This window comes from Pseudomonas sp. CFBP 8770 (assembly GCF_014841705.1).
Lineage (GTDB): Bacteria > Pseudomonadota > Gammaproteobacteria > Pseudomonadales > Pseudomonadaceae > Aquipseudomonas.
The window spans coordinates 780,841-805,469 of the sequence record NZ_JACYUL010000001.1; the positions used below are offsets into that span (position 1 = coordinate 780,841).

General features: G+C 62.9%; 21 protein-coding genes. 14 read left to right on the top strand and 7 right to left on the bottom strand.

Annotated elements, in window-relative coordinates:
- Positions 1–175: 175 nt before the first annotated feature.
- From IFT98_RS03490 to IFT98_RS03500, 3 genes are all read left to right on the top strand, one after another.
- Positions 176–781, top strand: coding sequence for a hypothetical protein (locus IFT98_RS03490; protein WP_122796911.1), 606 nt, complete (start codon positions 176–178; stop codon positions 779–781).
- A 548-nt stretch (positions 782–1,329) separates the two neighbouring features.
- Positions 1,330–1,953 carry a cytochrome b/b6 domain-containing protein gene (locus IFT98_RS03495; protein WP_192047292.1) on the top strand — a complete coding sequence of 208 codons (624 nt, stop codon included), beginning with the start codon at positions 1,330–1,332 and terminating at the stop codon, positions 1,951–1,953.
- The gene (locus IFT98_RS03500; protein WP_192047291.1) at positions 1,946–2,716 is read left to right on the top strand and encodes a molybdopterin-dependent oxidoreductase; all 771 of its coding nucleotides are present in this window, start codon (positions 1,946–1,948) and stop codon (positions 2,714–2,716) included. Before IFT98_RS03495 ends, IFT98_RS03500 begins: the two co-directional genes overlap by 8 nt.
- Before the next feature lie 252 nt (positions 2,717–2,968).
- Here the strand turns inward: IFT98_RS03500 and IFT98_RS03505 are convergent, their stop codons facing one another.
- From IFT98_RS03505 to IFT98_RS03515, 3 genes are all read right to left on the bottom strand, one after another.
- Positions 2,969–3,934: a methyltransferase gene (locus IFT98_RS03505; protein WP_192047290.1), complete on the bottom strand. Its 966-nt coding sequence runs from the start codon at positions 3,932–3,934 to the stop codon at positions 2,969–2,971.
- A gap of 16 nt (positions 3,935–3,950) precedes the next feature.
- Positions 3,951–5,312: an iron-containing redox enzyme family protein gene (locus IFT98_RS03510; RefSeq protein ID WP_192047289.1), complete on the bottom strand. Its 1,362-nt coding sequence runs from the start codon at positions 5,310–5,312 to the stop codon at positions 3,951–3,953.
- 86 nt (positions 5,313–5,398) lie between these two features.
- A complete protein-coding gene (locus tag IFT98_RS03515) occupies positions 5,399–6,916 on the bottom strand; it encodes an MFS transporter (protein WP_342214118.1) in 1,518 nt (505 codons plus the stop codon).
- 104 nt (positions 6,917–7,020) lie between these two features.
- On the opposite strand from IFT98_RS03515, the gene IFT98_RS03520 reads away from it, so the two are divergent.
- From IFT98_RS03520 to IFT98_RS03560, 9 genes are all read left to right on the top strand, one after another.
- Positions 7,021–8,073: a LacI family DNA-binding transcriptional regulator gene (locus tag IFT98_RS03520; RefSeq protein WP_192047288.1), complete on the top strand. Its 1,053-nt coding sequence runs from the start codon at positions 7,021–7,023 to the stop codon at positions 8,071–8,073.
- A gap of 817 nt (positions 8,074–8,890) precedes the next feature.
- Positions 8,891–9,922, top strand: a complete 1,032-nt coding sequence (gene gmd / locus IFT98_RS03525) for a GDP-mannose 4,6-dehydratase (protein WP_122795594.1) — start codon at positions 8,891–8,893, stop codon at positions 9,920–9,922.
- 43 nt (positions 9,923–9,965) lie between these two features.
- The gene (locus IFT98_RS03530; protein ID WP_192047287.1) at positions 9,966–11,120 is read left to right on the top strand and encodes an outer membrane beta-barrel protein; all 1,155 of its coding nucleotides are present in this window, start codon (positions 9,966–9,968) and stop codon (positions 11,118–11,120) included.
- Between the two features lie 26 nt (positions 11,121–11,146).
- Positions 11,147–11,653, top strand: coding sequence for a polysaccharide biosynthesis/export family protein (locus IFT98_RS03535; protein WP_122478517.1), 507 nt, complete (start codon positions 11,147–11,149; stop codon positions 11,651–11,653).
- Between the two features lies 1 nt (position 11,654).
- The gene (locus IFT98_RS03540; protein ID WP_122478515.1) at positions 11,655–13,877 is read left to right on the top strand and encodes a GumC family protein; all 2,223 of its coding nucleotides are present in this window, start codon (positions 11,655–11,657) and stop codon (positions 13,875–13,877) included.
- Positions 13,878–13,991: 114 nt separating this feature from the next.
- On the top strand, positions 13,992–15,386 hold the full coding sequence (locus IFT98_RS03545; protein WP_122478513.1) for an undecaprenyl-phosphate glucose phosphotransferase: 1,395 nt from the start codon (positions 13,992–13,994) through the stop codon (positions 15,384–15,386).
- A gap of 14 nt (positions 15,387–15,400) precedes the next feature.
- Positions 15,401–16,759 (top strand): lipopolysaccharide biosynthesis protein, encoded by a 1,359-nt coding sequence (locus tag IFT98_RS03550; RefSeq protein ID WP_192047286.1) that lies wholly within the window; start codon positions 15,401–15,403, stop codon positions 16,757–16,759.
- Complete coding sequence (locus IFT98_RS03555; protein ID WP_192047285.1) at positions 16,756–17,703, top strand: glycosyltransferase family 2 protein; 948 nt, start codon at positions 16,756–16,758, stop codon at positions 17,701–17,703. The genes IFT98_RS03550 and IFT98_RS03555 overlap by 4 nt, the downstream gene beginning before the upstream one ends.
- Positions 17,704–17,731: 28 nt before the next feature.
- Complete coding sequence (locus tag IFT98_RS03560) at positions 17,732–19,015, top strand: hypothetical protein (protein ID WP_192047284.1); 1,284 nt, start codon at positions 17,732–17,734, stop codon at positions 19,013–19,015.
- On the opposite strand, the gene IFT98_RS03565 is transcribed toward IFT98_RS03560, so the two are convergent.
- The gene (locus IFT98_RS03565) at positions 18,999–20,042 is read right to left on the bottom strand and encodes a glycoside hydrolase family 5 protein (protein ID WP_342214119.1); all 1,044 of its coding nucleotides are present in this window, start codon (positions 20,040–20,042) and stop codon (positions 18,999–19,001) included. The genes IFT98_RS03560 and IFT98_RS03565 overlap by 17 nt on opposite strands.
- 226 nt (positions 20,043–20,268) lie before the next feature.
- Between IFT98_RS03565 and IFT98_RS03570 the strand changes: the two genes are divergently transcribed.
- Positions 20,269–20,958 carry a WecB/TagA/CpsF family glycosyltransferase gene (locus IFT98_RS03570; RefSeq protein WP_244650804.1) on the top strand — a complete coding sequence of 230 codons (690 nt, stop codon included), beginning with the start codon at positions 20,269–20,271 and terminating at the stop codon, positions 20,956–20,958.
- Between the two features lie 68 nt (positions 20,959–21,026).
- Here IFT98_RS03570 and IFT98_RS03575 read toward each other — a convergent pair whose 3' ends face one another.
- The 3 genes from IFT98_RS03575 to IFT98_RS03585 all read right to left on the bottom strand — a co-directional run bounded on the left by IFT98_RS03575 (position 21,027) and on the right by IFT98_RS03585 (position 22,968).
- Complete coding sequence (locus IFT98_RS03575; protein ID WP_122478501.1) at positions 21,027–21,239, bottom strand: hypothetical protein; 213 nt, start codon at positions 21,237–21,239, stop codon at positions 21,027–21,029.
- 93 nt (positions 21,240–21,332) lie between these two features.
- Positions 21,333–22,007, bottom strand: a complete 675-nt coding sequence (locus IFT98_RS03580; RefSeq protein ID WP_122795600.1) for a histidine phosphatase family protein — start codon at positions 22,005–22,007, stop codon at positions 21,333–21,335.
- A gap of 184 nt (positions 22,008–22,191) precedes the next feature.
- A complete protein-coding gene (locus IFT98_RS03585) occupies positions 22,192–22,968 on the bottom strand; it encodes an IclR family transcriptional regulator (protein WP_192047281.1) in 777 nt (258 codons plus the stop codon).
- A 130-nt stretch (positions 22,969–23,098) separates the two neighbouring features.
- Here IFT98_RS03585 and IFT98_RS03590 point away from each other — a divergent pair, with 130 nt between their 5' ends.
- Entirely contained in the window at positions 23,099–24,622 is a 1,524-nt protein-coding gene (locus IFT98_RS03590) for an MFS transporter (protein ID WP_342214120.1), read from the top strand.
- Positions 24,623–24,629: the final 7 nt, after the last annotated feature.

Sequence of the window (24,629 nt, forward strand, 5' to 3'; positions counted from 1 at the left end):
CGGATGGCTTCGCACAAGGCAGTCTAACCAAGCGGCGCGGCGCTGTCGGTTACATTACTGTCATCGAGGCGCATGCCGCGCGAATGACAGAAATGTCATCGAGCGGTCATGCGCGCGTGCGGGTTGGTGGCCGAGGATGGGTGCACACCTACCGCAAGGAGTCGTACCGATGAAGATCAAAACTGCCCTGTCGACCACTCTCGGCACGTTGCTGCTCAGTGCCGCCGTGATGGCTTCGGCTGCAGACATGCCGGTGGTCAAGCCGATGCGTGGCACGGTCGATGGCCTGGACAACAACACCTTGTCTTTCACCACCCGCAGCGGCGCGCACCAGACCATCGGCCTGACCGACAAGACCGGCATCCGCCTGGTGTCCAAGGCCAACATCGACTCGATCAAGGCTGACAGCTTCATCGGCTCGGCGGCTACTCCCCAGGCAGACGGCACGTTGAAGGCGCTGGAAGTGACCGTGTTCGAACCTAGCCTGAAAGGCAGCGGGGAAGGGCACTACGGTTGGGAAAACGCTGACGGTACTACCGGCACCATGACCAACGGCACGGTGGGCAAGCTGGCCCAGGCCAATGGTCGGACCCTGACCGTGAACTACAAGGGCGGCGAGAAACAGGTCGTCGTGCCTGAAGATGTGCCGATTGCCTATGTCGAAGCCGGCAAGTCGGAGCAACTGGTGAAAGGCGCCAAGATCGTCGTGTTCCCTGCCGAAGACGGCAAGATCGCCCGCGGCGTGGCTGTAGGCAAGGATGGCTTCCAGCCACCGATGTAACCTGGGCCTTACCCGCGCAGTCACCGCGTCAATGTGGGAGCGGGTCTCTGCCCGCGAATGGCGCACCGCGGTATATCTGATTCTCCGCGGCGTCCTTTTCGCGGCCACGGACCGCTCCCACAGGGGATTGGCGCATCCTGCCCCTTGTGGGAGCGGTCATCGGCCGCGAATGGCGCACCGCGGTATATCTGATTCTCCGCAGCGCCCTTTTCGCGGCCACGGACCGCGCCTACAGGGGGTTGGCGCATCCTGCCCCCTTGTGGGAGCGGTCATCGGCCGTGAAGGGCGCACCGCGGTATATCTGATTCTCCGCGGCGTCCTTTTCGCGGCCACGGACCGCTCCCACAGGGGATTGGCGCATCCTGCCCCTTGTGGGAGCGGTCATCGGCCGCAAATGGCGCACCGCGGTATATCTGATTCTCCGCAGCGCCCTTTTCGCGGCCACGGACCGCTCCTACAGGGGGTTGGCGCATCCTGCCCCTTGTGGGAGCGGTCATCGGCCGCGAAGGGCGCGGTGGTGTGTTTCTTTGACATGGGAGGGCCATTCCATGGCCGTGCGTCGCATACATTCACTGACGGTACGCCTCACTCACTGGATCAATGCCTTCGGCATGACCTGCATGTTCATGAGTGGCTGGGGTATCTACAACGCCTCCCCACTGTTCGCGTTCCGTTTTCCGACCTCGTTCACTCTGGGTGGTTGGCTGGGCGGCGCGATAGCTTGGCATTTCGCGGTGATGTGGCTGTTGGTCATCAATGGCCTCATCTATGTCCTCTACGGATTGATCAGCCGCCATTTCAAGCGCGATTTGCTGCCGATCACCCCCAGCGCGGTCAAACGCGACCTGCGCGATGCGCTGCGTCTGCGGCTGATCCATGAAAAGGGCGTCTACAACGCCGTACAGCGCTTGATGTACTGGCTGGTACTGGCGGCCGGCGTGCTGATCCTGGTATCCGGGGTAGCCATCTGGAAGCCCATCCAGTTCCAGGAATTGGTAGCACTGCTGGGCGGCTACGATTTCGCTCGCTACGTCCATTTCGCCGCCATGTCTGCCATCGGCGCCTTCACAGTCGTGCACTTGGCCCTGGTGCTGCTGGTGCCCAAGACGCTGCCGCCGATGATCACCGGCGGGGTAAGGCCTTCGACCACCGGGAAGAACGATCATGACTGAACCCAAATCTCGCCGGGGCGCCCCGATAACGCTGGAGCCCGCCCAGCGTAGCCAGCTCGAAAACCTGCAACGCCGACACTTTCTGCGCGGCGGCCTTACCGTCGGCGCCATGGCGATGCTCAGCGGCTGCAATCTGCAGGATGGCGATCAGGTCGACAAGGTGCTCTGGGCCATGTCGCGCTGGAACGATCGGGTGCAAGCCTGGCTGTTCAACGGCCAGCGTCTGGCGCCTACCTACAGCAAGGCACAGATGACCCAACCCTTTCCGTTCAACGCTTTCTACAGCGAAGACGACATCCCGGACATCGACGTGCCGGGTTACGCCCTGGCGGTATCCGGCCTGGTTCGCGACAAGGCGGCGTGGACACTCGAAGGCCTGCGCAAGCTTCCGCAGCAGACAGACATCACCCGGCTGATCTGCGTCGAAGGCTGGAGCGCCATTGGCCAGTGGGGCGGGGTGCCGCTGAAAACCTTCCTCGAGCACATTGGCGCCGATACCACGGCCAAATTCGTCGGATTCAAGTGCGCCGACCGCTACTACTCGAGCCTGGACATGCCCACCGCGCTGCACCCACAGACCCTCCTTGCGCTGGACTACGCCGAAGTGGCGCTGCCGCCTGAATACGGCTATCCGTTAAGAGTCCGGGTGCCGACCAAGCTGGGTTTCAAGAATCCCAAGCACATCGTCGAGATCTTCGTCAGCAACGACTACCCCGGCGGCTACTGGGAAGACCAGGGTTACAACTGGTTCAGCGGCATATAGCAGCGCGCATCACCCTGTAGCAGCGGCGCAAGCCGCGTCGGCGGTGAATGCGTTCAGCCTGACACACCGCAGTGAGGCCGGACGCGGCTCGCGCCGCTGCTACAGGGGTTCAGCGGCATCCAGACGCGCGCATCACCCGTGTAGCAGCGGCGCAAGCCGCGTCGGCGGTGGATGCGTTCAGCCTGACACACCGCAGTGACCCCGGACGCGGCTCGCGCCGCTGCTATAGGGCTTTGCAAGGTCATCGGAGGGTCAGGTTCTGGTGACGGTGAGGACCACGGCGGCGATTCGTTCGGCCTGGCGATACCCAGGGGTTTCCAACTCTTCACCGAATACGTCCGGGTCCACCTCTTCGTAGCTCCATTGAAACCCTGATACGTCCACCAGCGGTTGCACCTGACTCAGAAACAGGTCGACGCCCGCCACCGACGGCGCGCCGGTGTAGAGGACCAGGCTGCCGCCGGGTGCCAATCGACCCAACGCCTCGCTGGCGATGCGCACCGACAACGCCGAGCCCATTTCACCTCCGCCATCGCGATACGCCCGCGCCTGGGGATCCTGCATATAGGGAGGGTTGGCAACGATCAGATCGAAGTCCCCGCTGGTGCCCTGCAGCACGTCGCTGTGCCAGGCCGCTACATTGGTGACGCCCGCAAGTGCCGCATTGACGGCGGTAAAACGCAACGCCGTAGGATTGATATCGACCGCCTGAACCTGCGCCTCGCGGCACGCCAACGCAATCAGAATCGCACCCACGCCGCTGCCGCAACCGATATCGACCGCACTACGGATCGGCTGCCTGACCTCGCGCAGGTGCTTCTCGATTGCCCGTGCAAAACGATAGGTATCGGGCCCAAAGAAAACCGAATCGTGGGCGACAGTCGGAAAGGCCGAGTGAACGAACAACTGTCCGCCCAGGCTGGACCAGCGCACCTCGCTGCGCAGCAGCCCCGACTGCTCGCTGACGATGGCATTTTCCAGCAACGCCGCCGTCTCCACTTCGGGCAACAGGTCGGATGCGAACGGGCGACTCCAACCGAACACGTCACGCAGGTTTCGGGCGATCGCGTTGTCAGGCCGCTCGTTGTTGCGCTGATGGGTCAGTGGCGTCACCGTCACGAAGCGGTAGCCGTCTGCTTGCAAGCGGCGCCCCAACTGGAGCAGCACCTGGTCCAGTTCTGCCGCCTCCACGGCTGGGCAAGCATTCGCCTGGGTCATGTCCGATCCTCGCACCTCAATATTCATGGCTCAGCACCCCTTCGCTCAGCCGCTGAGTGAACGCGCGGGTCGCTTCCAACCCCTCGGGCGATGCGTGCAGGGACGGCGACATCTTGCGGATCAGTGCCTGGGTCGACTCCGCGGGGCTGGTCACGCCAGTGGGATTTGCCACAAGGGGTCCGCGCCGACGGAATCGTGCCCTGAAGGGATTGCTGACGCCGGACTTGTCGTCCAGCCAATCGCCGGCGATCCAGTCCTTGAGCAGCTGCCGTTCGTAACCGTTGAACACGCCGAACATGGGCGCTCCCGGCCCATCGAGCATCTGCCAGAAGCGGCTGGCCTTGGGGTCCTGGTGTCGCTTGATCCAGCCCTTGTTTTCCAGCGCGGTCAAAAAATCGTCGCAATGGCCCGGCTTGGCCAGCCACTCGTTGACGGTCTTGCCTTCAAGGCGGCAGTAGTCCGAATGCATGTACTGACCAAAGCCGCGCTTGCGCTCCAGCATTTGCACCACTTCATGGTCCAGATCGAAGCCCTCGATCACTGCGGTAGAACCGATACCCAGGTCATTGAGGTTGTAACCTGCCCGCAGCTTCTGCAGAAACGCCGCGTTGTCGGCACCGCCTGGCAGCATATCGAGAACAGCCGCTACCGCTTTGTGCGCATGCCCGGTACCGGCGTTGTCGATGGTTACGTGCAAGGTGAAATAGTAAGGGTCGATGCCCAGCTCGTTCAGTTCGAACGCAGTGATCAGCAGGTGCAGCGGCAGTTGCTCGTAGCCCAGGTTGTAGCCGATCACCTCGGGCAGAAAGTCCTCGCTGGCTTGCCCCAGGGCCAACTGAATGGCGCCTTGCAGGTACAGCTCGTCGGCCAGCTCGTGGGTCGCCAGGCAGTCGTGCTCGGCCAGCAGCGCGCGGTACAGCGTGACATGGTTGAGCGAGGGATCACCGTCGCCCAACTCTTCGAGGTAGGTGCGGATCAGCCCGTGATAGCGCCAGTCCGCGGCATGCCTGACGGTGCCGAACAACCACGCGCCATCCACCAGCTTGCTCGGCGCCACCTGTTGCAGAAAATACAGCGCGTGGGCCTTGTTGCTGAAAAACCGTCGGGGCGCGCCGGCGTGGCGCAGGGCTAGATACTCGGAATACTGGCGACCCACCGCCGCGGCGTTGTCGGCCACCCACTGCAACAACTGCGCAGGGTTCGAGGGCATCGGGTAGGGCAGCTCGGCCGCCAGCGCCAGTTGTTCTTCGAGAAACTGCTTCGCCAGACCTGGCTCGGTGGCGTCGGGCTCGTCGAGCAGCGACCGGTAGAGCGGCAGGGCAGTGCGCTCGGGCCTGGCCCCTGAATGCGGAAGGCCAGTGGATTCAAGCGGGATCATGACAGCACCCATCGTGTTTTTTGTGTCTGGTTTCGAGTGAGTCCGCCTGCAGAAATTCACCCGGACCGACGAACCGCCCGCACCGATCACGCCGCCTGGCTGTGGGTATGCCCATGGCGATGCAGCGCCACCCAGATCACTACGCTGAGGACCCCGATCAAGGTCGCCGCCGATCCCAGCACGAGGTTATGCGAAGTGCTGAACGCGGCTTGGCCAGCGGCGACCAGCTCGGCAGCCTGTGGGCCGCCCAGCGCTTGCGCTGCGCTCATGGTTTCGCCGATCGAATGCCGGGCCGTCTCCGCAATAGCCAGGGGCAGACCTTCGGGCAGCTGGATGGAGCGAGTGTAGCCACTGCCCAGGACGATACCGAACCCGGTGATGCCCAGCCCTGTGCCCAGGTCATAGCTGGTGGCTTCGAGCGCGCCGGCCGAGCCGGCCTTGTGCGGCGGGGTACTGCTCATGATTGCCACCGACGACGCCGTCAGGCCAATGCTCAGGGACAAACCCAGCACCACCAACAGGCCGATCACGGCCCATCCGCTGTGGTGCAGGTCAGCCATGGCCAGCCCTGCCAGGCTGGCGCTGGCAGCAGCCAGCGACAGACTGCCGACCCAGCGCAGGCCGATGGCACGTAACAGCAGACCTGCCATCGGCCCGCCCACCGCCGAGGCGATCATCAAGGGCAACAGAAACATGCCCGCCTGGAGCGGTGTCTGGCCCAGAACGAATTGCAGCTCCTGGGCCAGCATCAATTCGACCCCGGCCAGTGCACCCATTACCACCAACGCCATGACCACGCCTGCGCTGATCGCCGGTGAGCGGAACAGGCTGAGGTCCAGCATGGGTTGTGTCGCGTGCAGTTGCTTGTGCCCGAACCAGCCCAGCATGGTCAGGCCGAGCAGCGCCGAAGCGGTAGTGAGGGACGCCGAACTGCCCGGTTTGAACCCGGACTTGAGCGCATAGACAGTGGCCATGATGCCCAGCATCAGGATCAATGCCTGAGCGATGGTCCAGTTGCCGTTGCCGGTGATGGAGGTGCGCGGGACATGCTTGAGCACCAGCGGCATCACCACCAGCATCACCGGCACATTGACCAGAAACACCGCACCCCACCAGAAGTGCTCCAGCAGTGCGCCGCCCACCAATGGCCCGATGGCCGCACCTGCCGAACCGGTGGAACCCCAGATGCCCAGCGCCAGGGCGCGCTCGCGCTCGTCGTCGAAGGTCTGGCGGATGATCGCCAGGGTGCAGGGAATGATCATCGCCGAGCCGAAGGCCATGAACGCCCGGGCGGCGATCAGTGCTGCCACGCTGGGCGAGAACGCCGCAAGCACCGAGCCGAGGCTGAAGATGCACAACCCGGTGATCAACAGCTGGCGGTGGCCGATCCGATCGGCGAGGGTACCCATGGGAATCAGCAGGCTGGCCATGATCAACGGGTAGATATCGATGATCCACAGCACTTCGGTGCCAGTGGCCTGCAGCGCCAGGGTCAGTGAAGGGACGGCCACGTGCAGGATGGTCACGTCCAGCACCACGGGCAGAAACACCATCATGACCGCGACCAGCACCCACCAGCGTTTTGCAGATTGAGACGACGACACGGGACTTCCTTGAATTATCCAACGGGCCACAGGTGCAGCGCCCCGGCACGCGCTGATACCATCACGCCATTGATCCTGAAGCAAGCTGAGGCACGCGGCACACCATGACGGCAAAGCAACCGGGCAGCAAGGGACGCAGTACCCGCGGCACCACGTTGGTGGATGTCGCGCGTCTGGCAGGTGTGGCGCCGATGACCGTCTCGCGTTATCTGAACGCACCGGACGCGGTGCGCGAGGAAACCCGGCTGAAGATTCAGCAGGCCATCGTCCAGACCGGCTACGTGCAGAACCGCTTGGCCAGCTCCCTGGCGAGCAATCGCAGCCGCCTGGTCGCGGTGGTCCTGCCGATGGTGACCAACCCGCTGTTTTCCGACACCTTCCAGGCGATCAACGAGCGCCTTATGCAGGCAGGCTACCAGGTGCTGCTGGGCGTTTCCGGTTACCACAGCGAGCAGGAGCAGCAGCTGCTCGATGTCATCCTCAGCCGCCGTCCAGACGGCATCATCCTCACCGGCACCCTGCACACCCAGGCCAGTCGCGAGCGCCTGCGCGCCGCGGCTGTACCCGTGGTGGAGACCTGGGACCTGACCGACGATCCCATCGACATGCTGGTGGGGTTTTCCCACGACCGGGTGGGCAGCGATGTCGCGCAACGCCTGCTACGACTGGGCTACCGTCGATTCGCCTTGCTCGCGGTGGACGATCCGCGCGGATTGCGCCGCGCGCACAGCCTGCTGGACGCCCTCGCGCAGGCGGGCATCGACGATGTTCGACAGCAGATCTTCGCAGGCTTGCCGACCCTGGAGCAGGGCCGGCGCGGGCTCGATACGCTGCTCGAGCACGATCGGCTTGACCCGCAGACGCCGCCATTGATGGTGGTCTGTACCTCCGACACCTTGGCCCATGGCGTACTCACCGAAGCGGCTGCGCGCGGATTGCCGGTGCCCGAGCGACTGGGTGTGATGGGCTTTGGCGACATGAACTTCGCCAGCCATACCTTTCCGGCCTTGTCCACAGTGCGCATCGACGGTGCACACCTGGGTGCCTGTGCGGCTGACCTGTTGCTGCGGCGTCTGCAGCAATCCGAACAAGTAGACGGGATCGTCGATATCGGCTTCTCTCTCGTCGAGCGGCAGACCACTCGCGCAGTGTCCTGATTCAACACAGCTGGAAGTCTTCTGCGTCTGCCGAAGTGACTGAAACCGATCTGAAGGGGTGGTTTCAGTAACGCACCCACGGTGCCTGGTCTTGGCATAGCGCTGCGCCCGCAAGTCAAGTCCCGTGCCGATGCACTGATTCAGGAGACGCGCTAAGTCGGTTTACTGGCGATTGTGCCATCGCGAACGGCCAGGGTCCTGGCGGTATGGCCGCAAACCTGTTTCGTGCGCGTTGCACAGTGTTCGACGGACAATGGGCGCAGCCCTCGGCCACCGGGGGCTGTAGCGTGTCGATCGTCGGGCGGTGGGCAATTTCGCCAATGAACCGTCGCTTTGCGCTGGCTATTTGCCATACACTGTTGCCATTAGCTTCATTGACGCCAATAAAATTGACGAAATGGGCCTGCAGATATTTGGCGCCATCAATCCAGTTTGTATAAATGATTGATTTATAAGTAATTTTTAAAAAAATTCAGCCCTGATAATTTATTTACATGCGTGTGATAGCACTCGGCTTGCACTGACGGACTTCTGCCACCTAGTATCACCTCGCCTCACCGATGCCGCCCCAGAGTCGGCACTGACAAACAGCGACCTTCTGGTCGCACGAGATCGCCAATGCCTGGGTCACACCGATTCGTTTCAGCGCCTTTGAGGACTAAACGGGACGTGTACCTGTTTTTTTTGCGCCGATGCTGCGTTTAAACGACGTCCGGACTGAACCTTGTCGCAATAGCTTGTCCAAGGTCAGCTTCGCAGGATGTGCCGTTGGCGTTGCACCGGTCGTTGTTGCTTACCAAAGACTCTGGAGATTTGCATGAAAGCGATTGTCACCGGTGTAACCGGCCAGGATGGAGCCTACCTGACGCAGCTTTTGCTGGAAAAAGGCTACACCGTCTACGGTACCTACCGACGCACCAGTTCGGTGAACTTCTGGCGCCTCGAAGAGCTGGGTGTCGCTACCCATGCCAACCTGCACCTGGTCGAGTACGACCTCACCGACCTGTCGGCCAGCATTCGCCTGCTGCAGAACACCGAAGCCACCGAAGTCTACAACCTTGCGGCGCAGAGTTTCGTCGGCGTGTCGTTCGACCAGCCGTTGACCACCGCCGAGATCACTGGGGTAGGGGTGGTCAACCTGCTCGAAGCGATCCGCATCGTCAACCCGAAGATCCGCTTCTACCAGGCGTCTACCTCGGAAATGTTCGGCAAGGTGCAGGCGATCCCGCAGATCGAGAGCACGCCGTTCTATCCGCGCAGCCCGTACGGTGTCGCCAAGCTCTACGCCCACTGGATGACCATCAACTACCGCGAGTCCTACGGGCTGTTCGCCACCAGCGGCATCCTCTTCAACCACGAGTCGCCATTGCGCGGCCGTGAGTTCGTGACCCGCAAGATCACCGACAGCGTTGCCAAGATCAAGCTCGGCAAGCTCGACGTGCTCGAACTGGGCAACCTCGACGCCAAGCGCGACTGGGGTTTCGCCAAGGAATACGTGGAAGGCATGTGGCGCATGCTGCAGGCCGACGAACCCGACACGTTCGTGCTGGCGACCAACCGTACCGAAACCGTGCGCGATTTCGTCAGCATGGCGTTCAAGGCGGTGGACATCAGCCTGGACTGGTCGGGCAAGGATGATGCGGAATGCGGCACCTGCCGCGCGACCGGCAAGGTGCTGGTCAAGGTCAACCCGATGTTTCACCGTCCGGCCGAAGTCGATCTGCTGATCGGCGACCCGGCCAAGGCGCGTGAGATACTGGGCTGGCAGCCGCAGACCAGTCTCGAAGAGCTGTGCCGAATGATGGTCGAGGCAGATCTGCGACGCAACGAAATCGGCTTTTCTTTCTAGGCGCCCTTGGCGTCTACCCCGAATCACGGCAGTGGGAATGGATATGAATAAACAACAGTGGATGGCATGCCTGGCGCTGGCGCCTTGGCCCTTGAGCGCTTGGGCGTTGGAACCGGCAAAAGTCGAGCTTGGTCCCGTGAACTTCACTCCGACATTGGAGATAAGCGAACGCTACGACGACAACTTTCGTGCAGTGGATCGCAATGAGGACGCATCGTGGATCACCTCGGTCAAGCCGACCCTGTTGTTTACCCGCGAAACCCGCAACACCGGCTACAAGTTCCAGTATTCGGCCGACAGCCAGACCTACCTGGACCACGCCGACGCCAGTCACATCGATCACGATGCCGAGCTGAGCGGCGTGTGGGCATTCGATTCGCGTAATCGTCTGGACGCCATTCTCGATTACAAGCGTGGTGAAGAAACCGTCGATTCCGCCGACGAGCGCGAAAACGACAAGTACACCCGTCAGGGCGGTCGCCTCAAGTACACCTTTGGCGCACTCAGCGCCATGAACCAGATCGAACTGGGCGGCGGCTACCGTCAGCAGCGCTATCGCAATGCCGAAGGCATCAACGACGACAAGGAATATGACGCTACCAGCGTCAGCGGTACCTGGTTCCATCGCCTGGGCGGCAGCACCCGTGCCCTGGTCGAGCTGAACCACGTCGACTACGACTACCTGGACTTCGATCGTCGCAACAGCAAGGGCAACCGCGTGCTGTTCGGTATCGACCGCGATGTCACCGCCAAGCTCAGCGGTACCGCCCGCCTGGGTTACGAGCGCAAGGATTTCGAAAGCTCGCAGAGCAACGACTACGGCAGCGGTACCTGGGAAGTGGGCATGGACTACAAGCCACGCACCTATTCCACCATCTCGGTGAACATGCGCCGCGCCTTCGACGAAGGTGACGACGGTGCCAACACCGTGCACGTGACCAGCAGCCGCCTGGGCTGGCGCCACAGCTGGTCGTCGTTCTTCGCCACCGACGTCAACTATCGCTACGCAGATCGCGAGTACCTGGGCACGGGCGGTCGCGACGACAAGCAGAACGCCGCCGGCGCCGAGATCATCTACACCGCCAGCCGCTGGGCCGAGGTTGGCCTGGGCTACAGCCGCGTGGACAACAACTCGAACGTGAACAGCGAAGACTACGTTCGCAACATCTACCTGCTCAGCCTCAAGCTGTCCCTGTGAACTCAACCCAAAGGGGAGAAGCCACCATGTTCAAGCATGCATTGATTGTCGTACTGGCACTGTTCAGCCTGGGAGCCCAGGCCGATGCCTACAAACTCGCTTCGGGCGATGTCATCCGGGTGTCCGTACTGGGTGAACCCGATCTGACCAACGAAGAAGTCCACCTCAACGATTCCGGTACCTTTTCCTATCCCTTTCTCGGCAACGTGAAAGCCCTGGGCAAGACCACCGACGAGATCGAACGCGTCATCACCAAGGGTCTGAGCGGTGATTACCTCAAAGATCCGAAAGTGACCGTGAGCGTGGTCGAATACCGCCCCTTCTACATTGGCGGCGAAGTCAAGGCGCCGGGTGGGTATCCCTACAAGCCGGGCCTGACCATGGACCGTGCCATCGCGCTGGCCGGCGGCCTGACCGAGCGTGCTTCGGTCAACCGCATCAACATCAATCGCGGCGGCAGTGCCAAAGCGGCCCAGTTGGCAACACCGGTAGAACCGGGCGACACCATCACCATTGACCAGGGGTTCTTCTGACATGAGCCAGATTGCCGTAAGAAACAGCCAGGGCGTTGCTCCCTGGCAGGCTGTGCCCGCGTCAGAAGAACGCGATGCGCTGGATTCGCGCAAACTGTGGCGCACGCTGTGGCGTCGCCGCGGCATGATCCTCGGCGTGTTCGCGGTAGGCACCGCCGCCGCCGTGATCTACGCGCTGAACATGACCCCGACCTATCGCTCCGTCGCCACTCTGGTCATCGAGCCCAGCGGTAACCAGGTCATCACGTTCCAGCAGACGCCGGACCGTCCCGATCCCAACAGTGATTACCTGCAGACCCAGATGGGCCTGATCCAGAGCCGCGAAGTGGCCGAGCGCGCCGTGCGCGAACTCGACCTGTCGCACCACGAGGAACTGGACCCACGGCAGAAGCAGTCGCGCCTGGCCAAGATCAAGGCCCAGCTGTCCAACTGGCATGCCGACTGGTTCCCGCAGAGTTGGCACCAGGAGCTCAACTACACCGAGCAGCAGGCGTTCAACAGCGCCGTGATGGAACTGCGCCAGCGCACCAGCGTGACCGTCGTGGGCAAGAGCCACCTGGTCAGCATCGGCGTGACCATGGCCGATGCCGAAACCGGTGCGGCCACCGCCAACGCCCTGGCCCAGGGTTACCTGGCCAGCCGGCAGAACTCGCAGCAGCAGGAATCGCTGACCGCCAGCCGCTGGATGAACACCCGCATGGTCGAGCTGCGTACCCAGCTGCAGCAGGCTGAAAGCAAGTTGCAGGCCTATCGCGATGGCCAGGGCCTGGTCGATGTCGGCGGCGTGGCTACCATCACCGCCAACGAACTGGCCCGTACCAGCGACCGTCTGGTCGATGCGCGCCGCGAACGTGCCGATGCCCAGAGCCAGTACCGTCAGGTGCAGGGTCTGTTGGCCCGCGGTGGCAACCTGGACCTGTCCAGCGTGCCTGCGGTCATCAACAACCCGGTGATCCAGCAGTTCCAGGCCGTGGCCGCTACTGCCCAGGCGCGGGTCGACGAGTACAGCCAGCGCTACGGCGACAAGCATCCGCAGATGGTTGCCGCACGCTCCGAACTGCAAGCCGCCCAGGCCAGCCTGCGCAGCCAGGTCAGCCAGGTCGTCGCCGGCCTGCAGCACAACTATCAGTTGGCGCAGGACAACGAGAACTCGTTGCGCTCCTCGTTCAACACCAACAAGCAGGAAATCCAGGACATCTCCCGCAAGGAGTTCGCCCTGCGTGAACTGCAGCGCGATGTCGACAGCAACCGTGACGTGTACAACACGTTCATGACCAAGCTGCGCGAAACCATGGCGACGGCCGACCTGGTATCGGGCAATGCCCGCGTGGTCGACCCTGCCATCGCGCCGCTGTTCCCGACCACGCCGCGCAAGGCCATTCTGGTTGTGCTGGCCGCGCTGCTGTCGCTGATCGCCGGTTGCGCCATTGCCCTGCTGCGTGAAGCCCTGAACAACAGCTTCAAGAACAGCGCCGACGTCGAGCGTGCCCTGCAGCTGCCGGTACTCAGCGTGGTGCCGTTGCTCAAGCGCCGCAACCGTTCGCGCATCCACCGCCAGTTCGAGCGCAACGACGACGCGGCATTCGCCGAAGCCGTACGTACCCTGCGCACCGGCGTGATGCTCAACGACGACGATGTACGTCGCAAGACCCTGGTCCTGACCTCGACCACTCCGGGCGAAGGCAAGACCACCCTGGCGATCAACCTGGCCGGTGCCATGGCTCGCGTCGAACGCGTGCTGTTGGTGGAAGCCGACCTGCGCCGTCCGAAAGTGGCCACCAACCTGGGCCTGGACGCTCAGCACATCGGCCTGGCCGAGTTGCTGGCGGGTAAGGCAGGCGTCGATGACTGCCTGCAGACCATCGGTAGCCTGGACGTGATCTGCGCCGGTGAAATGCCGTACAACCCACAGGAACTGCTGGCCAGCACGCGCATGCAGACCTTCCTGGAGTGGGCACGCCACCGCTACGACCGCGTGATTCTGGACACCCCGGCCAGCCAGTCGGTGAGCGACGCAGCACTGCTGTGCGGCATGGCCGATTCGGTGATCTACGTGATCAAGTCCGAAGCCACCAGCATGCCGCTCGTGCGCAAGAGCATCGGTCAGCTGTTGCAGACCGGTGCGCCGATCACCGGTGTGGTGCTCAACCAGGTGTCGCGTCCCGAACCCGGTCAGCGTCGCGACCACTACTATGACTACCTGCCGGCAGCCCCGGCCCAGTAAACCTTTCCGACCTTGCAGCCGCGCCGCTCTCCCTTCGGGGCGAGCCGTGCGCACGGCTGGTCGCGTTACGGAAAATGCCCAACTACGCCGCACTTGTCTGCAGAGGATACATCTATGATTGCGCCTCGCTTGCACCCGATGGTAAATCGTCGGGGCCTGACGTTCTGGACCATGTGGCTCGCGGGTGCCACCCTGGCATGCGCGCTGACATTCAGTGTCCTGTACGCACACTTCAACGAATTCCCGCCCCAGTATCGGGTCCTGATGATGATCGGGGTTCTCGCCTCGGTTCCCGTCTACAGTTTCCTGCACGTCTACCACAAGCGCTTGAACTACCTCAGCGGCCTGTTGCGCCTGCTCGGCGGCTGGCTGACCCTGGTCGCGGCCCTGGCCGTGGTCATCTGGCTCAGCGGCAGCCCGCAGACGCTGGCGCCCGGCATGGCCGTCAAGCTGATCGCCTACGGTTTCCTGGCCCAGGCGGCAACGTTCATCCCGCTGCGCTTCCTGCTCAACCGCCACAACCAGCGCCTGAAGAACGAGCGCAAGGCCGTGATCATCGGCGCCGGTGAACTGGCCGGCAAGCTGGCTCGCCAGCTCAAGCCGCGCGTCCCGGTGCTGGGCGTGATCGCGCCGGACGCCGAAGTCGACGCCGACTGGGTACCGGTGCCGGGTGTGCCGCACCTGGGCGGTTTCGACGAACTGCGCGACATCGTTCAGCGCGAGCAAGTGCGCCGGGTGTACATCGCTCTGCCGCTGGATCGCATGGTGCAGATCGAATCGATCTACGTCGACCTGCTCGACCTGGCGGTGGACGTGGTCTGGGTGCCGGACTTCGGCAGCATGATGCTGCTCAACCAGTCGATCTCGCAGATCGAGCAGTTCCCGGCCATCTACCTCAACGAAACCCCGCTGAGCTCGCACCCTGCTGCGGCCATGGCCAAAGACCTGATCGACCGCAGCCTGGCGCTGCTGGCGATCATCGCCCTGGCACCGGTGCTGATCAGTTGCGCAGTGGCGGTCAAGCTGTCCTCGCCAGGCCCGGTGTTTTTCCGCCAGGGTCGCGACGGTTGCAACGGCACCGTGATTCACGTCTACAAGTTCCGTTCGATGCGCATGCACGACGACCAGGAAGTGAAGCAGGCTACCCGCAACGATTCGCGCGTCACCCGCGTCGGTGCGTTCCTGCGTCGTTCTTCGCTCGACGAGCTGCCGCAGCTGATCAACGTGTTGCGCGGCGAAATGGCCCTGGTCGGTCCGCGTCCCCACGCCATCGCCCACAACCACTACTACTGCGACAAGTTGATGGCCTACATGGCACGTCATCGCATCAAGCCGGGCATCACCGGCCTGGCCCAGGTCAGCGGTTTCCGTGGCGAAACCGATACCCTGGACAAGATGCAGGGGCGCCTGGAGCGTGACCTGGCCTACATCAATCACTGGTCGTTGTGGCTGGACATCAAGATCCTGATCAAGACCCCGTTCACCCTGTTCTCACGGAACATCTATTGAGCCCGGAGGCTGGGATGGAACACGATTTGAGCCAGGGGCCGGCACCGGCCCCCGGCCTCATTCAACAGCTGCGCCAGAACCGCATGGTGCGGAATCTGGCGACCGCGCTCGGCGGCTCCGCCGGCGCGCAGCTGATCAACCTCGCACTGATCCCGGTGATCATGCGGATCTACGGCCCCGAAGCGTTCGGGGTGGTGGGTACCTTCCTCAGCCTGACGATCATTCTGATTCCGGCCTGCAGCCTGACCTGGTCGATGGCCATCGTCCTGCCGCAGACCCACCGCGACGCCAGCGGACTGGCCAAGCTGGCGACCGTGGTCGCCTTGTTGGTTTCCATACTGGTTGCCGGCGTGCTGTTGTGGTGGGGGCCGATGCTGGCCGAACGCTGGAACCTGTCACTGCTCACCCCATACTTGATGCTGCTGCCGCTGGTGATGTTCAGCTCGGCGGTGCTCGAAGTGCTGCAGCAGTGGCTCTACCGCCATGGTCGCTATCGCCTGACCGCCCGAGCCGCCACCAGCCATGCCCTGGTGTACAACGGCATGCGCAGTGTCGGCGGCCTGTTCAACAACAGCGCAACCATGCTGGTGGTTACCAGCGCCCTGTACTACGTGGTGCACAGCCTGCTGATCCTGATCGGCATGGCCATGAGCAAACCGGCGCCGGCCGAGGTTGCCGAAACCGACGAAGCGCCGCGCAAGACCCTGCGCCAACTGGCCAGCGAATACCGCGACTTCCCACTTTTCCGTGCCCCGCAGGTGTTGATCAACGCCTTGTCGGTGCACATGCCCACACTGGTACTGGCCTCGCTGTTCGGCGCTATACCGGCCGGCTATTTCGCCCTGTGCCTGCAAGTACTGGCGATGCCCAGCAACTTCATCGGCAAGGCCATGGGCAGCGTCTTCTACCCGCGCATCGCCGCCGCCGTTCACGCGCGTGAAGCGGTGGTCGGCCTGCTGCTCAAGGGCGTCGGCGCGATGACGGCGATCGGCTCGGCAGGTTTCCTGATCCTGGTCATCGCCGGGCCCTGGCTGTTCACCGTGGCCTTCGGTGCCCAGTGGCACGAAGCGGGCGAATACGCGCGCTGGCTGGCCCTGGCGGAATTGGCACGGTTCGCGGCGATGCCATGCGAAGTCGCCATCCCGGCCTTGCGCCTGCAGGCCTACTTCCTCGGCTTCGAAGTCTTCGCGACTTCGCTGCGCTTCGGCGCGGTGGCCCTGGGCGCCCTCTGGGGCGGCTCGGCCCTGGCAGTGGTGATGGCTATCGCTGCGGCAAACATTTTCATCTATCTGGCGATGCTGTCGATCGTCGTATTCAAGGCGCGTGCCTGGCAGAACCGCCAGCGTGGCACTCTACAGGAGGCTGAAGCATGACCAGATCCAATAATGACGTATGCGCGATCATCCTCAACTGGAATGGCGCCGATACCACAATCGACTGCATCCGTGCTCTGGACGCGCACTGCCGCGTTCCAGTCGTGGTGATCGACAACGATTCCAAGGACGACAGCGTGTCGCGCCTGAAGCAGTTCCTCAATGACTCGACCGGCCCGGACGTACGGGTGATCGACGAGCGCGCCGCCGGCAGCTATGACACACCGCACGAGCGCGTACTGATCGTCAACGAAGGCAACCACGGCTACGCCGGCGGCAACAACGTGGGCATCGACTACGCGATACGCGCAGGCTATCGCTACATCTGGCTGCTCAACAACGACGTGACCGTCGAGGCCGGTGCGCTGGAAGCGCTGCGCGATACCCTGGAACAGTCGCCCAAGTGCGGTTTCTCGGCGTCCGTGCTGGTGTATTCGGACCGGCCACAGGTGGTCCAGTGCGTGGGTGGCGGAATGCTCTTCCCCTGGCTGGGCAAGACCAAGCTGATGGGCAAGAACCTCGACCGCGGGCAGTTGCCGACGGCCGGGCTGCCCGAGCCCGACTACCTGATGGGCGCCAGCCTGATGGTGCGCCGCGAGGTGATCGAAGAGGTTGGCATGATGGACCACCGCTACTTCATGTACTCCGAAGAAGTGGATTGGGAGCGTCGCGCTGCCGCCGTGGGCTGGCATGGTCGTGTCGCTCTGAACAGCTTCGCTCGTCATGGCGACAGCGGCAGCACCCGTGGGCGCAGCCACATGTTCCACTTCTATCGCAACCGCGCGGCCATCATGTACAACAAGCGCTTTCATTCGACCGCGTGCACCTTCGTCTCGGCGATTGCGCTGGGCGCGATCACCGTGCTGCAGAACCGCGGCAGTGCCAAGAACATCAAGTTCGGCATCAAGGGCATCACCGAGGGCTTGGCGTTCAAATGGCGCTGAGTGATCTATCGTCCACGAGGTAACGGACATGCTCCAGGCTTTGTTCAATCCGCGCACGTTGCTGTGCCTGCTGGTGGTGGTCAACTCCGGCTTCGTTTTTCTGACCGACAACAAGCTGGCGGGGCTGCCGTACCTGCGTGAGCTGTACCTGGCCGGTGTGGTGGGCGCAGCGGTGTTGTTGCTGGCCATGTGGCAACGCCCGTGGCAGTCGCGGGCCAGTATGTGGATCCTGTTCATGGGCGTGGCCCTGCCGGTGATGTCCGCACTGTTCTCCTGGTATCACTTCGAGCAGCCGCTGTTCTACGGCCTGCTCGAAGAGCGCCGCAACTTCCTCTACCTGCTGTTCTTCCCGGCCTTGTACCTGATGTTGAAGGCGCAACCGACCCAGGAGCAGCTCGAGCGCTATTTCCTGATCGGTGGCCTGGCGTGCGTAGCAGTGGGCTTTCTCTACTACTTCAAGATCGTTCCGGAAAACGCCGCTGTGGCGTTCAACGTCGACGAGAAGGACTACGGCCTGAATCCGCTGCGTCCAGACCGCTTCAGCATTGGCGGGTCGTATGTGTCGCTGTGCGCGATGATGCTGATGTACCGCCTGCGCCGTCGTATCGAACTGGTCCCGGTGCTGTTGCTCGGCCTGTTCGCCGCCTACCTGTGGCTGGTCCTGCAGACACGTAACACGATGCTGGTGTGGACCCTGGCGGCGTTGTGGATCTTCCGTGCGCACCTGCATGTGCTGGTCAAGCTGGGCCTGGCAATGATCGTGGTGGGCGGAATCGCCTACATGGTGATGCCGGCGCCGTTCGAAGCGCAGTACGAGCGACTGATGGCCCTGGTGCAGGAAGCGACCGAGCCGGGCGGGGTGCGTGCCGATACCACGGCGATCATTCTGCGTGATACCGCGGCTAACTGGTATGTCGGGATGGGGGCGTTGTCGCTGCAGTGGCAGGGGGGCTTTTCGCGCCTGTACAGCTCGTACTTCTACCTGTCTGACGTGGGCTTGCTGGGCGTGCTGTACCGCTACGGCTTCATCATGCCGCTGATCATTCTGGTGTACTTCGTCGGATTCTGGAGAATCAGCCGTCAGTGCCGGAACAAAGGTGACCTGCTCGCTGCCTTTGTCCTGGACATGTGTTTCAACCTGATCAATCTGTTCCTGTCGCCGGCCATGATGTACGACGGCAACATTGCAGCGCTCGCGGTTGCGGCATTCGTCTATTACGGTCAGGTGCGGGTGCCGGCATCGCAACCGGCCGATCGTCCGATGGGACGACCGGCCGGCCCTGTGGGGCTGCCGATCAGGTCGGGCCGATAGCCTTGCACTTCGGCTCTTTCAGGTACCTGCCCATGACCGACCATTGAGGACGAGCCTTGCCGTTGATCGGCTCGACCGCCATGAAGTAGCCACCCCAGTAAGGGCCGCTCGACCAGTAGGTGAGCGGCATGCACTGCAGGGCCAGGTACTTGTGCAGCCGCTCGGCCGCGTCCAGCCAGCGCGGGTCATTGTCAGGGACGCCGAACTCGCCGATGTGGCCTTTCTTGCCATTGCGCTTGAGCCACTCGACGAAGGGTTTTGCCCGGTTTACCCCGATATCCGGATCCCATTTGCCGGAAATTCGATTCTTGTAGTTACCACTGCCGTCGGGATCGATGTAGATATGCGCGGAAAAGATCAGCTTGTTCGACGGGTCCTTGAGTTTGAGCAGCTCGTCGTTATAGTGCGGCCAGCGTTCGGCACTGGCCCACGAGCGGCCCTCGACGTAGATCGGACGAGTCTTGTCGATGCTGCGTATGGCGTCGATCCCAGCCTGCGCTGCGGTCGGCCAGATGGCGTCGGATTCGTCGTGCGGCTCGTTCATCAGGTCGTAGCCGGCCAGCGCACTGTAGGGGCTCCAGCGGCGGGCCATCTGGGTCATGAGGTTCTTGTAGTGAGCCACGGTGACTTCCCGGGTGCCGATGATCTTGCCGCGGTAGCGCCCGTAGTTGTGCACGTCCAGGATCACTTGCATGTTCGCCTGTGCAGCCTGCACCAGCATCTTGTCGATCAACTTGGCGTAGGTCGGGTCGAATGCCCCACCCAGCGTGGGTTGCAGGCGCTCCCACTTGAGCGGGAAACGCACGCTTTGAATGCCGCGACGCTTCCAGTTGGCAAAGAAACCTTCGCGCGGAAAGAAATAGTGCGTACCTTCCACGCCCGGAAACGCATTCTCGGAGAACTCTGCCCCCGATACGTTGATCTGAACCATCGGCACATCCGCGAATGCGGCGCCCGAGCCCAGCACCAGCGCCATCGCCACACTCAACAGTGCACGACGAGGACGAGATGGGTGGAGTTGAGGCACGAAAGGTACTGCGCGCCCGGAATCTGCACGTGAATACAACCTTTTGCTGTTCATTGGCTCAGCCTATGGATGGAAACCAGTCAATTACCATGCTTCAGACGAATAAGCCGAATCGTCCAAGCTCCCGCAGCCTTTCTATGGCGCTGCATTAACGCATTCTAGAACTGATAGGACGGCCTGGATGAAAGTTTTTGGAATAGATTTTTACAAAGGTGACCAAACGCACTTGATCCGTGCCATCAAGGGCGACGTGAACAAGCCGTTTGGCTACGTGGTTACCGCCAACGTGAACCACGTTGTGCTGCTTGAAAACGACTCGGTTTTTCGCAACGCCTACGACGCGGCGGCCTACCGGGTCTGCGACAGCCGGGTACTGATGCCCGTGCTGCGCAAGTTCGACGCCGGTGTACCGGAGGCCATTCCCGGCAGCACCCTGACCGTGTCGGTGATGGACGAAGCCCAGCGTGAAGGCTGGACCGTGACGGTCGTCGGCTCGACCACCGATGTGCTGCAGGTGCTGGCCCAGCGCTACCCGGCGGTGACGTTCCTGCACTACAACCCGCCGATGGGCTTCATCGACAACCCTGCAGAAGTGGAAGCCACCCTGCAGTTCGTCGAACAGCATCGGGCGCAGTTGGTGATCATGTCGGTCGGTTCGCCGCGCCAGGAACTGCTGTGCAAGATGATCGCCGACCGCGGGCTTGCCCACGGCGTGGGCCTGTGCACGGGCGCTGCGCTGAACTTCCTGTCGGGCAAGGTGCAGCGCGCGCCGATGTGGGTGCAGAAGCTGTCACTGGAGTGGCTGCACCGCATTCTCAGCGAGCCGCGTCGCCTGGCAGGGCGCTATTGGCACGACGGACGGCGTATCGTGCCGATCATCGCGCGGCAGTATTCCCAGCAGCGCCACAAGCCCTGAAAATCACAAAGCCACCCTAGGGTGGCTTTGTGGTTCTGCATTACGGCGTTTTGCTTGCGGCGGGCGCTTCAGCGCTTGCCCATCGAACGGCGGGTACCGTTCGGCGCGCGGCCTGGGGTCTTGTCGTGGTTCGACTTGCCGGCGCCAGGGTAGCGCGCCGCTTCCTTGGCTGCGAAGGCACCGGGCTTGAACGGAAAGGTGAACGCCGGGACCGCTGCCTGGCTGTCGAGCTCGGCGTCCTGGACGATCGGATCGGCATCGGGATGTTGACTGACAGGCATGGTGACTCCGGGGCAAGCACGTTGAAAGGGAGGGGCAGTATACCCGAGCCTCCCTCGCAACGCTTGGTGCCGCTCACACGACCCTGGCAGCGGTCAGGCCGGGCAGGCCGTATGGCCGTTGTCCAGGCCTTGCTTGACGTTGCGCGAGAGCAGGCTGGCCTTGCCGTCGTGCCAGGTCAGGGTCAGCACGTAGAGTGAGTCGAAATCGCCGGATTCCCAGTCGTCGGTGATGTTCATCTTCTGACCTACGGCGCGGCCGGCCACCTCGTTGATCAACTCCGGCAGGTACCCATGCGACCAGGCCGTATAGATGACTGCATTGTGGTACTTGTCGCGCATCAGCTCCTTGGCCAGATCCTGGGTATCGTTGGCGCCGTACTCGATGTTCACCGGCAGGCCGAGCTTGATGGCGCTGGGGCTGATGGTCATCAGCGGGCGCAGGTAGCTGTAGGATTCGTCGTTCTCGCCTTCCTCCACGTGCCGACCAGGGTCGGCGGCAAACACGAAATCGGCATTGCCGAACCGCTGCGGCAGGACTTCAGCCAGGTTCAGCGCACGGTTGAGGCCCTGGCAATTGAGCTGGCCGAGGCCGCCGGCGGGTTTCTCGGCGTGGCGCAGGAACACCAGGGTCTGCGTGCCATCCACTGGAGCCGCACGGCTGTCGCTGATTTCGAAGGCAAGGAAAGAACAGGTACCGGCCAGCAGCACGGCGGGCAATGCGTAGTAGTAGCGTTTCAACTGCCGGGCACAGTTGCTCAAAGTCTTCATAGGATGGGTCTTGAACTCTCTTTGGGTTAGCTGACACACCCGGCCAATGCGTGCTGCGTGCAGCCGCCTGGGTCTCCCTGTCTTTGTTTTTCCTGCCCGTTATCCTGTGGCAGGGGCGACTCTCTGAGTGTCATGTTGCCTTTAGGTTCGGCACTTGCGCCAATCAAGATAGTGGCATTTTGTTTCAAATTGACGACGTCTCGCCTGTGCGCAGGCCTGCGCCCAAGGCGCGCGTCAAAGCCTGGCGGGTCTCGAACAACGCCTGGCGAAACGCCTCATGCTGCGCCTCGACCCGCCATACCGGCCCTACCAGCGCCAAGGCGTACTGACCTTGCGAGGTCTGCAGGGCCACGGCCATGGCACCAACGCCCATCATGTGCTCATTGGCGTCGCAGGCATAGTCGCGCGCGCGGACCTCAGCCAGTTGTTCAAGCAGGTGCGGCAGGTCCGGCGTGCTCGGCGTGAGCGGCTCGAGCACCGGGCCGAGCAGTTGCACTACGGCTTCGTCGCTCATCTTGGCCAGCAGCGCCTTGCCTCCCGACGTCGCATAGACGCTGAGAAAGCTGCCGGAGGAGGGCGCCACACGCAGCGGCTGCGGCGACACCACCGAGTGCAGCAGCATTAGATGGGTGCCGTTGCGGTTGACCAGCACCGAGGTTTCTCCGGTGCGCTCGGTGATTGCCTCCATATAAGGGCGTACCTGCTGGATGATGTCGACATGGCTGTTGGAGGCCAGACGCATCAAGGCCGGGCCCAGGCATACGCCACCGGCGCCATGCACCTTGAGCAGCTCTTCGTGGGCCAGGGCGTCGACCAGCCGCTGCACCGTGGAGCGGGGCAGGTCGATGCGCCTGGCGATCGCCCCCAGGCTCAGACCGTCCGGTTCGCTTTCGAGGCAGCGCAGGATAGCCGCTGCCCGGGAGATCACTTGAATGCCGTTGCGATCATTGTCGCTGCTCATGTAATTTGCCTTTTGTATCGCTGTTCGGTACAGTGTACCGCAATAGTTAGCAAGCCAATAGGCTACCAGGCCAACAGGTTAACCAGCCAACAGTCAGTCTGTCGTTGGTTGCCGCCAGCAGGATTTCTTTGTGTCCCCACCTTCACCTCCGGCCCCGGCCCCTTTCGGCGGGCGTCTGGCACTTGGTCTGATCGGCGTATTGATCGCCGCGCTGACGTCCGGCATCAATGACCGTGTCACCGACATCACCTTGGCCGACCTGCTGGGCATCTACGGCTTTGGCCACGATGAAGGCAGCTGGATCAGTTCCGCCTACGCGGCAGCCGAGGTCTCGGCGATGCTGCTGGCGCCCTGGCTGGCGGTGACGTTTTCGCTGCGCCGCTTTGCCATCGTGGTCACCGTGGCCTTCGCCGGTTTCGGCGCACTGTGCCCGTTCGCGCCCAACCTGGAAAGCCTGCTGCTGTTGCGCGTGCTTCAGGGCCTCGCCGGCGGGGCGCTGCCGCCGCTGCTGATGACCGCCGCGCTGCGTTTCCTGCCGTGGCACATCAAGTTGTACGGGCTGTCGGCCTACGCGCTTACCGCCACCTTCGGGCCGAACCTGGCGATGCCGCTCGCCGCAATGTGGACCGAGGGCGGTGACTGGCGCATGGTGTTCTGGCAGATCATCCCGGCCTGCCTCATCGGCGCCGCTTGCATTGCCTATGGCCTGCCCCAGGATCCGTTGCGCCTGGAGCGATTCAAGCAGGCCGACTGGCGCGGTGCCTTGCTCGGCACCGCTGGCATCAGCATGCTGATCATCGGCCTGACTCAGGGCGAACGGCTGGACTGGCTCGAGTCGCCCTTGATCGCTTTGCTGCTGATCGGCGCCAGCGTCTGCCTGCCGCTGTTTCTGCTCAACGAATGGTTTCACCCACTGCCACTGTTCAAGCTGCAGTTGCTGGCGCGGCGCAACTTCGCTTTCGGCATCACCACGCTGTGCTTGTTTCTGTTCGTCGGCATGGCCGGCAGTGCGATTCCAGCAGGCTACCTGACCCACATCCAGGGCTACCGGCCGCTGCAGACCATGCCCACCGCGCTGTGCATCGCCTTGCCGCAACTGCTCATCGCGCCACTGGTGGCGTTCGTCATCAACCGCAACTGGGTGGATTCGCGCTATGTGATGGCGGCCGGTTTCGGCCTGCTGACCCTGGCCCTGCTCGGCGGCTCGCAGATCACCGCGGAATGGATCCGCGACGACTTCTATCTGTTGCAGGCCCTGCACACGTTCGGCCAGCCGATGGTGGTGGTGCCGTTGCTGATGATCGCCACCGGCGTGATTCATCCGCTGGAGGGCCCGTTCGCCTCGTCCATGGTCAACACCCTGCGCGGGCTGTCTTCGGTGGTGGCCGGCGTGGTGCTGGAAAATTTCGTCACCGCCCGCGAGCACCTGCACTCCAACACCTTGCTCGACCAGCTCGGCAACAGCTACCAGAGCCTGCTGCCGCTCTATGGTGAACCGGCCGCCGAGATGGCCGGTCGCGTGCGCGCGCAGGCGTTCGTGCTCAGCTACAGCGACGCGTTCCTGGCGCTGCTGGCCTTCATCGCCGTGCTGCTGGTGGTGTTGGTGACCCTGCCCAGACGCGCCTATCCACCGCAACCCCCGGTACCGTCATGAAATCCGC